Below are 12,926 nucleotides of genomic sequence, written 5' to 3' on the forward strand. Positions count from 1 at the left end.
TTCGAAAGGTCGTCCGCGCCCGTGTTGATTTCTCGGGCGGCGATGCCGACCTCCGAAGCGGTCAGCTGGATGGTCGAGACCGTGGCGGAGAGACGGTCGACAGCTTCGTTGAAATCGGCCCGGAGCTGCTCGTACTCCGCCGGAAAAGCGTCTTCGAGCCGACAGGTAAGATCGGCCTGGGCGAGACGCTCCAGACCAGCGGCGAGGGCGCGGACGATCGCTTCCTGCTGGCGCGCGTGCTCGCGCTGTTGCTCGGCCGTGCGTTCGCGCTCGGCCTGGTTGCTGCGGCGTTCGGCGTCGCTACGCTCGGACTGCTCGGCCGCCTCGGTCTCCAGCCGCGCCTTCTCGATCGCAGCTTCGCGCAGGACAGCGACGGCCTCGGCCATCGCCGCGACCTCGTCGCCGCTGCGCATCTTGGGCGGTTCGCTCGCGAGATCGCCGGCGGCGAGCTTCAGCATCGAGACCTTGAGCTGGCCGAGCGGCTTCAGCATCCGGCGCGTCAGCCAGAACAGCAGCGCCCCGCCGACCAGGGCGATCAAGAGGCCGGCGATGACGTTGTTGCGGATCATCTCGTCGATGACGGTGAGGAAATCCGCCTGCTTGATCCCGACATAAAGGATGCCGATCACCGCATTGTTCGACTTCTGAATGATCGGCTCATAGATCGTGAAATAGGGCACGCCGAGAATGTCGGCGGCGCCGGAATAGGTCCTGCGCTCCTTGAAGACGGCATCATAGGCGGGGCCTTGCGCGAGCTTGGTTCCGACCGCGCGCGAGCCATCCGGCTTCTGCACATTGGTCGAGACGCGGGTGTCGCCCATGAACACGGTGGCGGTGCCGCCGGAGAGCGCCTTGACCTTGTCGACCGCGGCGAAGTTGCCGTTCACCAGCTCGGAGCCGAAATAGAGCTTGTCGCCGTCGAGCCGCGGTTCGCCCTTCGATGTCAGGACGTCACGCAGCAGGTTGCTGTTGACGATAAGGCTGGCCTGCGCCCGCTCGCGCATAGCGCTGTCGGCGGCGCGGATCGACAGGATGATCGAAGCAGCCACTGCAGCGGCGACGATGACGACTCCGAGAATGGCGAGCCGGTTCGAAATGGGTAGCCAGAGCGAGGCGAGCTTCTTCACGAGCGGCTCCTTGGATTTGCCGGGACAGGCTGGCAGCCAAGGAGGTCGGCAAACTGGTAAATTTCATTTTAAACGAGCTGAAAACCGCTCGTTTTCGGCTGCTTCAGGGCAAACTCTGAACCAATCCCAAACCTTTGCGTGCACTATCGGCTTCGGATCGTCTACAGGTTGAAGACCCGATGTGGGACGAACTCGCCCTGCATGATCGAGCCGGTGGCGATCAGCACGCCGCCGCTCACCGCATAGACGGCATCGGCCTCCAAGGGGGCGTCGCGGCCACGCAGCAGCACGCTCTGCCCGCGCTTAAGCCGGAGCGCGGCGTCGCGATGCACCACGATCTCCGGGATCAGCTGTAGTGCCGCCGAGACCGGCAGGAGCGCCTCCGCCGCGCCGTCGGCTTTGCGTAGCTGCTCCACCGTCGCCGCATCCGCCACTGCGAACGGACCGACGCGGGTGCGCCTGAGATGCGCGACATGGCCGAGGCAGCCGAGCGCCAGGCCGAGATCCCTGGCGATGGCGCGGACATAGGTGCCTTTGCCGCATTCGGCCTCGAAGGTCGTGGTCGGGCCGTCATGCCTGACGATGCGCAGCGCGGTGATCTCGACCGGGCGCGCCTCCAGCGTCACCTCCTCGCCATCGCGCGCGAGATCATACGCGCGCTCGCCAGCGATCTTGATCGCCGAGAATTTTGGCGGCACCTGCTGGATCGTGCCGGTGAAGCGCGGCAGCAGCGCTGCGATCGAAGCTTCGTCTGGCCGCTTTTCAGAGGTCGCGACGACCTTGCCCTCGGTGTCGTCGGTATCGGTCTGCGAACCCCAGGCGACGGTGAACTCATAGGCCTTGCGGCCGTCCATCACGAAAGGGACCGTCTTGGTCGCCTCGCCGAGCGCGATCGGCAGCAGGCCGGAGGCGAGCGGATCGAGCGTGCCGGCATGGCCGGCCTTCTTGGCGGCATAGGCGCGCTTCACCACGGCGACCGCATGCGTCGAGGTCATTCCGACCGGCTTGTCGAGTACGACCCAGCCATGCACATCGCGCTTCTTCGGGCGCGGCGGCCGGCCGCCATCCGCCTCTGCCGGGCGGTTATCGTCAGTCGTCGTCATGGGTCTTGTCTTGCTCGTCAAAGTCCTGGTCGATGCGCAGCGGCTTGCGGTCGGTATCGCGGCGCACGGCGTCGGAATCGAGCAGGGCGTCGATCCTGGCGGCCTCGTCGAAGCTCTCATCCTGGCGGAAGCGGACATCCGGGGCGTATTTCAGGTTCACCCGATGGGCGATCTCGCCGCGGATATGGCGCTTGTTGGCGTCGAGCGCCTTCAGCACCGGCGCGATGTCCTGCCCGCCGAGCGGCATGATGTAGCAGGTCGCGAGCTTGAGATCGGGCGAGAGCCGGACCTCCGGCACGGTGATCACGTGCTTAGCCAGCACATCGTCATGGATGTCGCCGCGCGCCAGCATCTCAGCCAGCGCATGCCGGATCAGTTCGCCGACGCGGAGTTGGCGCTGCGAGGGGCCGGTTGATTTTACTGCCTTAGCCATTGGCGTCAGCCTTGTTTGTCGGAGCCGACCCCAATCGCTCTTGGAACAGCGTAAGGGCGGCAAAAGTAGCAACAGCAATGGATTGCAGAATCACATCCGCTAGCGTGGTCGGGCGAACACAGCCTTCTCGCATCGCGGCTTGCCAGATCGGTTCTCCCGGATCTTCAAACCAAAGAAGCACCAGACCAAGCATCGCGAGGCAGCAAAGAACCCCTGAAAGCCAAGAGCGTTTCGCCAAGATCGCGATTACACCCAGTCCAGCAAACCAAAACAGCTTGGCTTGCAGCGAAAATCCTGCCGGACCCTGGTCTGGTGTCCATCCCTCGCCGACGACCTTGTCGCAAACTTCAGCCAGCACGGGCGTGATCTGCGCGACCAGCCATAAGCCGACGAGCAAGACCGAGCCTGCTGAAAACGGGATAGGGACGCGCTTCGCCATGGTTCTCGTTCTCCGGGATCGGACCGGACGGACGGGTTTGAAACGTCATGGCCGGGCGAAAGCCCGGCCATTTGTTGGTATCCGGGAGGAAGCGCGCCGGTCAGAGGCTGCGCTTGATCTCCTCGACGCGGAAGCACTCGATCACATCGCCCTGGCGCATGTCCTGGTAGTTCTCGAAGGACATGCCGCATTCCTGGCCGGCGACCACTTCCTTGGCGTCGTCCTTGAAGCGCTTGAGCTGGGCGAGCTTGCCCTCGTGGACCACGACGCCGTCCCGGATCAGGCGGACATTGGCGCCGCGCTCGATCGTGCCGTCGGTGACGCGGCAGCCGGCGATCTTGCCGACCTTCGAGACGTTGAAGATCTCGAGGATCTGCGCGTTGCCGAGCATGGTCTCGCGCAAGGTCGGCGCCAGCAGGCCCGACATCGCATCCTTCACATCATCCATCAAGTTGTAGATGATGCTGTAATAGCGGATCTCGACGCCGGCCCGTTCGGCCGCCTCGCGCGCTTCCTTGTGGGCGCGGACGTTGAAGCCGATCACCACAGCGCCAGAGGCCTGAGCCAAGGTGACGTCGGATTCGGTGATCGCGCCGACGCCGGACGAGAGCACGCGGGCGCGCACCTCGTCGTTGCCAACCTTCTCGAGCGACCCGACGATGGCCTCGACCGAGCCCTGCACGTCGCCCTTGACGACGAGCGGGAATTCCTTGCGGCCGGCGCCTTCCTTGAGCTCGCGCATCATCTCGGCCAGCGAGCGGCCGGCGCCCGAGCCTGCGCCACGGGCAGCGAGACGGTCGCGCTTCTGGCGCTCGCGGTAGTCGGTGATCTCTCTCGCGCGCGCTTCCGACTCGACGACCGCGACGCGGTCGCCGGCTTCTGGCGTACCGTTGAAGCCGAGCACCTCGACCGGAAGCGACGGCGCCGCTTCCTTGATCTGGGCGCCGGTGTCGGAGATCAGCGCGCGGACGCGGCCCCATTCGGCGCCGGCGACGACGATGTCGCCAGTGCGCAGGGTGCCGCGCTGGACGAGGACGGTCGCAACCGGCCCACGGCCACGGTCGAGCTTGGCCTCGATCACGGTGCCTTCGGCGGCACGGTCGGGGTTGGCCTTGAGGTCGAGCACTTCGGCCTGCAGCGCGATGGCGTCGAGCAGCGTGTCCAGACCCTGCCCGGTCTTGGCCGAGACCTCGATTTCCAGCGTCTCGCCACCGAGCGACTCGACCTGGATCTCATATTGCAGCAGCTCGGAGCGGACCCGGTCCGGATTGGCGTCGGACTTGTCGATCTTGTTGATCGCCACGATCAGCGGCACCTTCGCCGCCTTGGCGTGGTTGATGGCCTCGACCGTCTGCGGCATCACGCCGTCATCGGCCGCCACCACCAGCACGACAATGTCCGTCACCTTGGCGCCGCGGGCACGCATCGCCGTGAAGGCGGCGTGGCCGGGCGTGTCGATGAAGGTCACCTTGGCGCCCGCCGGCGTCGTCACCTGATAGGCGCCGATATGCTGGGTGATGCCACCGGCTTCGCCGGAAACGACATGGGTCTTGCGGATCGCGTCGAGCAGCGAGGTCTTGCCGTGGTCGACATGGCCCATGATCGTCACGACCGGGGGCCGCGAGACCAGGGTCTCGTCGGTGTCCGGCGTGTCGAACAGGCCCTCCTCGACGTCCGATTCGGCGACGCGCTTGACGGTATGGCCCATTTCCTCGGCGACGAGCTGGGCGGTGTCGGCGTCGATCACGTCGGTGATCTTGTGCATCGCGCCCTGCTTCATCAGCAGGCGGATGACGTCGACGCCGCGCTCGGTCATGCGGTTGGCGAGTTCCTGGATGGTAATCGTCTCCGGGATGATCACCTCGCGCATCACGCGCTCCTTGGCGACATCCGAGGCGCGATGACCGGTCATGCGCTGCACGCGGCGGCGGAAGGAGGCGAGCGAGCGGGTCCGCTCGTCGTCTCCGCCGGTGGCGGTCGACAGCGTCAGGCGGCCACGCGGCTTCTCGCCGACCTTCGGAGTTTTCGGAGCCGGAGCCGGTGCGCCGCGGGGAGCGCCAGGCGCTCCGCCGGGACGGCGGAAGGCGGGACGCGCATCGCCATCATCGGGACGGCTGCGCGGGGCGCCGGCGGATGGCGCCTGGCGGGTCGGCCGGGCGACGACTGGCTCGGCGGTCGCATTCGGGTCAGGGCGGGGGCCGCGTGGCGCATCCGAGCGCGGTGGACGGAAATCGAGCCGCGGCGGACGGGCGCCGACATCGCGCGCCGGAGGGCGCGGCGAACCATAATCGCGCGAATCGCGCGGGCCTGACGGCGTTGGGCGCGGCTGCTGGGCGTAAGGTTGCTGCTGCGTCGAGCCTGTCGGCGCGGCCTCGCGCGGCGGCGCGGCCGGACGCGGCGGGGCGGTCTCCTCGCTCATGCGCTGGCGTGCGGCGCTCTCGGCGCGGCGCTTATGCTCGTCCTCCTGACGGCGACGGTCTTCCTCTTCGCGCTGGCGGGCCTGGGCAGCCTCGCGCTCCGCCCGCTCGCGAGCTTCGCGGGCGGCGCGCTGGCGTGCCTCCTCCTCGGCGCGGGCGCGAGCCTCGGCCTCGGTCGCGCGGGCGTCGGAGAGGGCGCGCTGGCGCGCATCCTTCTCGTCATCCGAGAGCGTCCGCAAGAGCATGCCGCCCGACGGCCGGTTGGCCGCTGGCGCTGGCTGCGGCGGCCGGGGAGCCTGCGGCGCTGCAGGGGCTTGCGGTGCCTGGGGCGGGCGGGGCGCTACGGGCGCCGCGGCGGGTTCGTGGGCGACGCGGCGCTTGACCTCGACGACGACCTGCTTCGAACGCCCATGCGAGAAGCTCTGCCGAACCGTGCTCTGTTCGACAGGGCGCTTCAGCGACAACGTCTTGGGAGGCGTCACGCTCAAGGTCTTGTCGCCGGGGGTCTTGGTATCACTCATTCCGCTGTCGGTCCTGCCGGTTCGGTCTTCGTCTGGTCGCGTAAGTCGGATTCAGCCGGGTCGATGAACGCCGTCTCGCCAGCATCGTTCATCCGAAAACGGATGAGCCGACGCCAGCGCGCGAGGAAACCCTCAGTCGCCGGACCCGGAGCAAGCGCTGCATGTATCACATGCTCACGCCCCAGCGCCAGTTCCAGTTCAGCCGCGGCGAAATTCGTCACGACCGGTATCTCTTTCGGCATAGGCGCCCGCCGCAGCGCCTGGCCGATCTTGCGTTTGCCGTCCTCGGCGCCGTCGCTGGCGGCGATCACCGCCGCCGCGCGCCCGGCCTGTGCAAGCGCCTCGACCTTGGCGAAGCCGCTGACGACCAGTCCGGCCTTGTTCGCCATCGCCAGCGCCTGGACCGCGTCCCGCGCCAGCAGGGCGTCGACCTCGGCCGGAAGCTCCGGCGACACCGTGACCTTCGTCTTCAGCGAGCGCTCGAAAGCGCGCCGCTTCACCGCCTCGCGGACCGCGTCAGCACTGAGCGAAACCCAGACCCCGCGCCCCGGCAGCTTGCGCCGGATGTCCGGCACCAGCACCTCGCCGGGGCCGACCACGAAGCGGACCAGGTCCTCCGGCGCCCGGCCCTGGCGCGTCACCACGCAGGTCCGCTCGGGACCCTCGCGCTCGGCGCGCCGGCTCATCTTGCGCGGCTCCGAACTCAGGCCTGCGACTCCTCGGCTTCGGCCTCGGCCTCGGCTTCCGGCTCCGGCGCCTCGATCCAGCCCGCCTTGACGCGGGCCGCCATCACGATCGCCTCGGCATCCTGGCGCGACAGGTCGAAGCCGTCGAGATAGCCGGAATGACGGGTGGTCTCGCCATCCTTGCGCTCGGTCCAGCCGACCAGGTCGTCGGTGGCGCAGCCGGCGAGGTCCTCGACGCTCTTCACGTCGTTTTCGCCGAGCGCGACCATCATCGCGGTGGTGACGCCTTCGACCTCGCGCAGCTCGTCCTCGACGCCGAGCGCCTTGCGCTTGTCGTCGAGCTCGGCCTCGACCGCGGCCAGATGCTCCTGGGCGCGGCTCTGAATCTCGGCGGCGGTGTCCTCGTCGAAGCCCTCGATCGACGAGAGCTCGCTCGGCTCGACATAGGCGACCTCCTCGACCGAGCGGAAGCCTTCCGAGGCGAGGAGCTGGCCGACGGTCTCGTCGACGTTGAGGGCGTTCATGAACAGCTCGGTGCGCTGCACGAACTCCTTCTGGCGGCGCTCCGATTCTTCCTGCTCGGTCAGGATGTCGATGTCCCAGCCGGTGAGCTGCGAGGCCAGACGGACATTCTGGCCGCGGCGGCCGATGGCGAGCGAGAGCTGCTCGTCCGGCACCACGACCTCGATCTTGTCGGCTTCCTCGTCGAGCACGACCTTGGCGACCTCGGCCGGCTGCAGGGCGTTGACGACGAAGGTCGCGACATCCGGCGACCACGGGATAATGTCGATCTTCTCGCCCTGGAGCTCGCCGACCACGGCCTGCACGCGCGAGCCGCGCATGCCGACGCAGGCACCGACCGGATCGATCGAGGAATCGCGCGAGATCACCGCGATCTTGGCGCGCGAGCCCGGATCGCGGGCGACGGCCTTCACCTCGACGATCCCGTCATAGATCTCCGGCACTTCCTGACCGAACAGCTTGGCCATGAACTGGGGATGGGTGCGCGACAGGAAGATCTGCGGGCCGCGCGGCTCGCGGCGCACGTCGTAGACATAGGCGCGGGCGCGGTCGCCGACCTTGAAGGTCTCGCGCGGGATCATCTCGTCGCGGCGGATGATCGCCTCGCCGCGGCCGAGGTCGACGAAGACGTTGCCGTATTCGACGCGTTTGACCGCGCCGTTGACGATCTCGCCGATGCGGTCCTTGTATTCGTCATATTGCCGGTCGCGCTCGGCCTCGCGCACCTTCTGCACGATGACCTGCTTGGCCGACTGGGCCGCGATACGGCCGAAATCGAAGGGCGGCAGCGGATCGGCGATGACGTCGCCGACCTGAGCGGCCGGGTTGTGGCGCTTGGCCTCGTCGACGGTGATCTCGACGGCGCCGTTCTCGACGAGGTCGACCACCTGGAGATGGCGCGCCAGCCGAAGCTCACCCGATTTCGGGTTGATCTCGGCATGGACGTCGGTCTCGGCGCCGTAGCGCGAGCGCGCCGCCTTGGCGATCGCGTCCTGCATCGCGTCGATCACGATCTGCCGGTCGATCGACTTTTCGCGGGCGACGGCGTCGGCGATCTGCAACAGCTCGAGCCGGTTGGCGCTGACGGCCATGGCGCTCACTCCTCTTCTTCTGTGTTCTGCACCGGCCCCTTATGACCCTTGCCCGGCTTGCGGGCCTTGGGATCACGGGGGCCGAGCGACTTGCCGCGCCCGGGCGCGGGCTGGGCGATCTCGTCGGCGGGCGGCATTTCCGGCGGCAGACCGGACTTGCCGCGCCGGAGCGATTCGGTGACCAGCGCATCGGTCAGCACCAGCCGCGCCTCGGCGATCAGGCGCATCGGGATCGCGACGTCGCGATCCTCGTCCGCCTTTGCGTCGTCACGCGACAGCAGAGCGTCGGTCCCATCGGCGCCACGCAAGATGCCGCGGAACCGCTTGCGCCCGGCGAAGGGCTCGCTGGTCTCGATCTTGGTCAGGTGACCGGCCCAGCGCGCGAAATCGCTGGGTCGGACCAGCGGCCGGTCGATGCCCGGCGACGACACCTCAAGATGATACGCCGCCTGGATCGGATCGTCGACGTCTAGCGCCGGCGACACCGCCTGGCTCACCGCCTCGCAGCCCTCGACGGTCATGGTGCCGTCCGGGAGCTCTGCCATGATCTGGACGGTACAGCCGTTCTGGCCGGTGACGCGCACGCGCACCAGCCGGTAGCCGAGATCGACGATCGCGGGCTCGATGATCGCCGCGACGCGCGCCGCAACGCCGCTCTCGACGACGATCCGCGCTTCTTGCCGCGCCTCCTGATCGTGATTGTTCTGCTCGACCATCCGTGTGGCTCGCCCGTCTCCCGGCGTGACTTGGGCTCGTGGAGGGTTCGGCCAACAAAAAAGAGCGGGCCGGCGGGCCCGCTCTTGATCGGCGGCATACACCGAAACCAGAGCTGTTGGCCGCTATCTAGTCCCGTTTCCGCGATCTTGCAAGCCTGTCCTCGATTTCGACGATCACGCTAACGCGCTGGTCATTCTTCGTTGCTAGGATGGGGAGATGGTTGTGTGTGAGGTTGCGTGATGAGTCCTGTCGGTGCGCTGCTGCGCGATCTCGAGACGACGATGGCACGCGGCTCGATCGACGAACGCGCCGTCATCCTGTCGCGGCTGACCGATCTCTTCCTCGCCACGGCAAACGATATGGGCGAGGACCAGGTCGGCGTTTTCGACGTGGTGATCGGGCGCCTGGCTCGTGCGATCGAGATGCGGGCGCGCATCGAGCTGGCCGAGCGGCTCGCCCCCGTCCCGAATGCGCCGAGCGGCGTCGTCCGCCAGCTCGCCCTCGACGAGATCGCGGTCGCGCGGCCGGTCCTCATCGCTTCGCCCCGTCTCGGCGATCATGACCTCGTCGCCATCGCCGCCGCCAAGGGGCGCGATCACATGCTCGCCATCACCGAGCGGCCGGGCCTCGGCGAGCCGGTCACCGATTTCCTGATCCTGCGCGGCGGGCGCGTCGTGACCCATGCCGTCGCGGCCAACCAGACCGCGCGCTTCTCCCGCCATGGCATGGGCGTGCTCGTCATGCGTGCCGCCCAGGACGACGCCCTGCAGGCGACGCTCGGCACCCGCGCCGACATTCCGGCCGATCTCGCCGAGCAATTGCTCGCCGCCGCCAAGAGCTCGGCTCGCCGCCGGCTCGAAGCCTCGCTGGAGCCGTCCCTGATGGGTGCCGTCGCCGGCGCGGTCGAGCGGGGTGCCGAAGCCGTCTCGGCCCAGACGACCATCGGCGACGAGCTCGGCCGGTTCGGCAAGGCGCTGGCGGACGTCAAGGCCCTGGACGAGGCCGGCAAGCTCGACGAATCCGTGGTCGCGCAATACGCGGTCTCCGGCGCGGTCGAGCATGCCATCTGCGGCGTCGCCACTTTGGCGCGCCTGACCCTGCCGGCGACCGAGCAGATCGTCTTCGGGCCCGATCGCGATGCGGTCCTGCTGGTCGCGCGCGGCATGGGCTGGTCGTGGGAGACGGCGAGGGCGCTGATCGGCCTGCGCAAGGGCGATGGCAAGTCGGCACCGGTGCTGGAGCGGGCGAAGCAGAGCTTCCGCAACCTGACGCCGATGACGGCGCAGCGCGTGCTCGGCTTCCTCAGGATGCGCGACGGCGCGCAGTCAGATAGCTCGGCACCCGCCCGGCTTTGACGGCCTTGGCCTCGTAGCGGGTGCGGACCCAACCCGGATAGGGCTGGCGCCAGTCGTCCGCGTTCTCGTCGACCCAGTCGAAATCGGGCGAGGCGAGAAGGCGCGCCAACGTCCAGCCGACATAGTCGTCGATATCGCTGGCGAAGCGGAAGCGCCCGCCCGGCCGCAGCACCCTGGCGAGCAGGGCGAGCGTCCGTTCCGAGACGAAGCGGCGCTTGCGCTGGCGGCGTTTTGGCCACGGATCCGGATAGAGCAGATCGGCCGCGTCGATGCTGCCCGCGGGGAGCTGTGGCAGGAGCAGCGCGGCATCGCCGTCCCAGAGCCTGATATTGCGCAGGCCTTCCTGCTCGATCACGGCCAGGAACTTGGCCATGCCGTTGATGAAGGGCTCGACGCCGATGAAGCCGATCTGCGGGCTCTCGCGCATGCGCGCCAGCAGATGCTCGCCGCCGCCGAAGCCGATTTCGAGCCTGACCGCCTCGACCGGGATGGGGAAAAGCGTTTTCAGATCCGCGATCGCGCCCTCGGGCAGGCGCAGCGCCGGCAAGGTCTCGGCGATGCGCTCGGCCTGGCCCTGGCGCAGGCCCTTGCCCTTGCGGCGGCCGAAGAAGGCCCGTTCGGAATCGTGCTGGTCGGTCATGGGGATGCCTTTACGGCGCGCGCCCGAAAAGAAAAAGGCCGGGGCAGCGCCCCGGCCTTCGTTCAGATGATCATGACGCTGATCAGGCGACCGCCTTCTTCAGGGCATCGACCAGATCGGTCTTCTCCCAGGAGAAGCTGCCGTCCCGGCCGGCCTTGCGGCCGAAATGGCCATAGGCCGCCGACTTGGCGTAGATCGGCTTGTTAAGGCCCAGATGCGTGCGGATGCCGCGCGGCGTCAGGTCCATGACCTCGCCGAGCACGCCCTCGAGCTTGGCCTCGTCGACCTTGCCGGTGCCGTGCAGATCGACATAGATCGACAGCGGCTTGGCGACGCCGATGGCGTAGGAGAGCTGGATCGTGCAGCGGTCGGCCAGCTTGGCGGCGACGACGTTCTTCGCGAGATAGCGCGCCGCATAGGCGGCCGAGCGGTCGACCTTGGTCGGGTCCTTGCCCGAGAAGGCGCCGCCGCCATGGGGCGCCGCGCCGCCATAGGTGTCGACGATGATCTTGCGGCCGGTCAGGCCGGCGTCGCCATCGGGGCCGCCGATCACGAACTTGCCGGTCGGGTTGACGTGCCAGACGGTGTCCTTCGAGATCCAGCCATCGGGCAGGGTCTGACGGATATAAGGCTCGACGATCTTGCGGACATCGGCCGAAGACAGCGTCTCGTCGAGATGCTGGGTCGAGAGCACGATCTGGGTGACGCCGACCGGCTTGCCGTTCTCGTACTTGACCGTGACCTGGCTCTTGGCGTCGGGGCCGAGCTTGGCGGCGGCGCCTTCGCCGGCATGGCGGGCCTTGGCCAGGACTTCCAGGATCTTGTGGGCATAATAGATCGGCGCCGCCATCAGCTCCGGCGTCTCGCGGCAGGCATAGCCGAACATGATGCCCTGATCGCCTGCGCCGACATCCTTGTTGCTGCCTTCGTCGACGCCCATCGCGATGTCGGCCGACTGCGGATGCAGCAGCACGTCGATCTTGGCCTTCTTCCAGTGGAAGCCGTCCTGCTCGTAGCCGATGGCGCGGACCGCCTTGCGCGCCGCCGACTTCACCTTCGACTTGATCTGCTTCTCGTCGAGATGGGTGCGGACCTCGCCGGCGACGACGATGCGGTTGGTGGTCGCGAGCGTCTCGGCGGCGACGCGCACCTGCGCCGGGTCATGGCCGGCCTTGATCGCCTCCTTGAAGAACAGATCGACGATCTCGTCCGAAATCCGGTCGCAGACCTTGTCGGGATGGCCTTCGGAAACGGATTCGCTGGTGAAGAGATAGTTCTGGCGGGACACGGTCGGGGATCCTTCCCAGGCTGCGAAAGCGGCGCGGGCAGGTCGCCTGCGCGCGGAAAAAAGCGCAGCGTCTTTTGCAGCGGAAACGTTCGCCGTCAAGGCCAGAAATCCGTTCCGCCGATAGATCGTTCGTTAATTCGAACGTTTGCGAGCGGAAATCAGGCGGTTTCGCTGGGTTCGTCGGCTAGGGCTTCAACGAGATCGATGACCCGTCGACGCACCCGCGAGCTCTTGATCCGCACGAATGCCTTCGATAACTGCACACCCTCGCTGGTTGCGAGAAAGTCGGCGACATAGGCCGTCGCTGTCGCGTCGGTGAAGCCGCCGGTGACGGCTTCGCCAGCCGGCGCGCCTTCGAAGAAGAAGGCAACGGGGACGCCCAGCATCTTGGCGATCTGCTGCAGGCGGCTGGCACTGATTCTATTGGTGCCCTTCTCGTATTTCTGAACCTGCTGGAAGGTCAGTCCGAGCGCTTCGCCGAGTTTCTCCTGACTGATACCAGCCAGCATGCGCTGCATTCGTACGCGGCTGCCGACGTGGCGATCGATCGGATTCGGGAGTTTCTTCAGCATGGGCCGCTCACCTCG

At 67.6% G+C, this 12,926-nt stretch carries 12 protein-coding genes; 1 reads left to right on the forward strand and 11 read right to left on the reverse strand.

What is annotated here, in order from left to right; translation table 11 throughout:
- From ACFPOB_RS19310 to rimP, 8 genes are all read right to left on the reverse strand, one after another.
- The coding region (locus tag ACFPOB_RS19310; protein WP_377799996.1) for a methyl-accepting chemotaxis protein at positions 1–1,127 on the reverse strand (1,127 nt) is incomplete at its 3' end.
- 161 nt (positions 1,128–1,288) lie between these two features.
- Positions 1,289–2,230 carry a tRNA pseudouridine(55) synthase TruB gene (gene truB / locus ACFPOB_RS19315; protein ID WP_377799997.1) on the reverse strand — a complete coding sequence of 314 codons (942 nt, stop codon included), beginning with the start codon at positions 2,228–2,230 and terminating at the stop codon, positions 1,289–1,291.
- The gene (rbfA, locus tag ACFPOB_RS19320; RefSeq protein WP_377799998.1) at positions 2,217–2,663 is read right to left on the reverse strand and encodes a 30S ribosome-binding factor RbfA; all 447 of its coding nucleotides are present in this window, start codon (positions 2,661–2,663) and stop codon (positions 2,217–2,219) included. The genes truB and rbfA overlap by 14 nt, the downstream gene beginning before the upstream one ends.
- Entirely contained in the window at positions 2,656–3,102 is a 447-nt protein-coding gene (locus ACFPOB_RS19325; protein ID WP_377799999.1) for a hypothetical protein, read from the reverse strand. Before ACFPOB_RS19325 ends, rbfA begins: the two co-directional genes overlap by 8 nt.
- A 100-nt stretch (positions 3,103–3,202) precedes the next feature.
- Positions 3,203–6,040 (reverse strand): translation initiation factor IF-2, encoded by a 2,838-nt coding sequence (infB, locus tag ACFPOB_RS19330; protein WP_377800000.1) that lies wholly within the window; start codon positions 6,038–6,040, stop codon positions 3,203–3,205.
- The gene (locus tag ACFPOB_RS19335) at positions 6,037–6,726 is read right to left on the reverse strand and encodes an RNA-binding protein (protein WP_377800001.1); all 690 of its coding nucleotides are present in this window, start codon (positions 6,724–6,726) and stop codon (positions 6,037–6,039) included. The genes infB and ACFPOB_RS19335 overlap by 4 nt, the downstream gene beginning before the upstream one ends.
- A gap of 17 nt (positions 6,727–6,743) precedes the next feature.
- The gene (gene nusA, locus ACFPOB_RS19340) at positions 6,744–8,339 is read right to left on the reverse strand and encodes a transcription termination factor NusA (protein WP_377800002.1); all 1,596 of its coding nucleotides are present in this window, start codon (positions 8,337–8,339) and stop codon (positions 6,744–6,746) included.
- Between the two features lie 5 nt (positions 8,340–8,344).
- Complete coding sequence (gene rimP, locus ACFPOB_RS19345) at positions 8,345–9,055, reverse strand: ribosome maturation factor RimP (RefSeq protein WP_377800003.1); 711 nt, start codon at positions 9,053–9,055, stop codon at positions 8,345–8,347.
- Positions 9,056–9,295: 240 nt separating this feature from the next.
- Here rimP and ACFPOB_RS19350 point away from each other — a divergent pair, with 240 nt between their 5' ends.
- Positions 9,296–10,411: a DUF2336 domain-containing protein gene (locus tag ACFPOB_RS19350; RefSeq protein ID WP_377800004.1), complete on the forward strand. Its 1,116-nt coding sequence runs from the start codon at positions 9,296–9,298 to the stop codon at positions 10,409–10,411.
- Here ACFPOB_RS19350 and trmB read toward each other — a convergent pair.
- The 3 genes from trmB to ACFPOB_RS19365 all read right to left on the reverse strand — a co-directional run bounded on the left by trmB (position 10,359) and on the right by ACFPOB_RS19365 (position 12,911).
- Positions 10,359–11,051, reverse strand: a complete 693-nt coding sequence (gene trmB, locus ACFPOB_RS19355) for a tRNA (guanine(46)-N(7))-methyltransferase TrmB (protein WP_377800005.1) — start codon at positions 11,049–11,051, stop codon at positions 10,359–10,361. The two genes, ACFPOB_RS19350 and trmB, sit on opposite strands and share 53 nt — an antisense overlap.
- An 82-nt stretch (positions 11,052–11,133) precedes the next feature.
- Positions 11,134–12,339 carry a methionine adenosyltransferase gene (gene metK / locus ACFPOB_RS19360; protein ID WP_377800006.1) on the reverse strand — a complete coding sequence of 402 codons (1,206 nt, stop codon included), beginning with the start codon at positions 12,337–12,339 and terminating at the stop codon, positions 11,134–11,136.
- Positions 12,340–12,497: 158 nt separating this feature from the next.
- Positions 12,498–12,911 (reverse strand): helix-turn-helix domain-containing protein, encoded by a 414-nt coding sequence (locus tag ACFPOB_RS19365; RefSeq protein ID WP_377800007.1) that lies wholly within the window; start codon positions 12,909–12,911, stop codon positions 12,498–12,500.
- Positions 12,912–12,926: the final 15 nt, after the last annotated feature.

This window comes from Allobosea eneae (assembly GCF_042657265.1).
Classification (GTDB): domain Bacteria; phylum Pseudomonadota; class Alphaproteobacteria; order Rhizobiales; family Beijerinckiaceae; genus Allobosea; species Allobosea eneae.

What these genes read in the sequence shown, in the direction of transcription:
- truB (WP_377799997.1), bottom strand. Translation starts at nt 2,230, where the DNA reads ATGACGACGACTGACGATAACCGCCCGGCAGAGGCGGATGGCGGCCGG.
- rbfA (WP_377799998.1), bottom strand. Translation starts at nt 2,663, where the DNA reads ATGGCTAAGGCAGTAAAATCAACCGGCCCCTCGCAGCGCCAACTCCGC.
- ACFPOB_RS19325 (WP_377799999.1), bottom strand. Translation starts at nt 3,102, where the DNA reads ATGGCGAAGCGCGTCCCTATCCCGTTTTCAGCAGGCTCGGTCTTGCTC.
- infB (WP_377800000.1), bottom strand. Translation starts at nt 6,040, where the DNA reads ATGAGTGATACCAAGACCCCCGGCGACAAGACCTTGAGCGTGACGCCT.
- ACFPOB_RS19335 (WP_377800001.1), bottom strand. Translation starts at nt 6,726, where the DNA reads ATGAGCCGGCGCGCCGAGCGCGAGGGTCCCGAGCGGACCTGCGTGGTG.
- nusA (WP_377800002.1), bottom strand. Translation starts at nt 8,339, where the DNA reads ATGGCCGTCAGCGCCAACCGGCTCGAGCTGTTGCAGATCGCCGACGCC.
- rimP (WP_377800003.1), bottom strand. Translation starts at nt 9,055, where the DNA reads ATGGTCGAGCAGAACAATCACGATCAGGAGGCGCGGCAAGAAGCGCGG.
- ACFPOB_RS19350 (WP_377800004.1), top strand. Translation starts at nt 9,296, where the DNA reads ATGAGTCCTGTCGGTGCGCTGCTGCGCGATCTCGAGACGACGATGGCA.
- trmB (WP_377800005.1), bottom strand. Translation starts at nt 11,051, where the DNA reads ATGACCGACCAGCACGATTCCGAACGGGCCTTCTTCGGCCGCCGCAAG.
- ACFPOB_RS19365 (WP_377800007.1), bottom strand. Translation starts at nt 12,911, where the DNA reads ATGCTGAAGAAACTCCCGAATCCGATCGATCGCCACGTCGGCAGCCGC.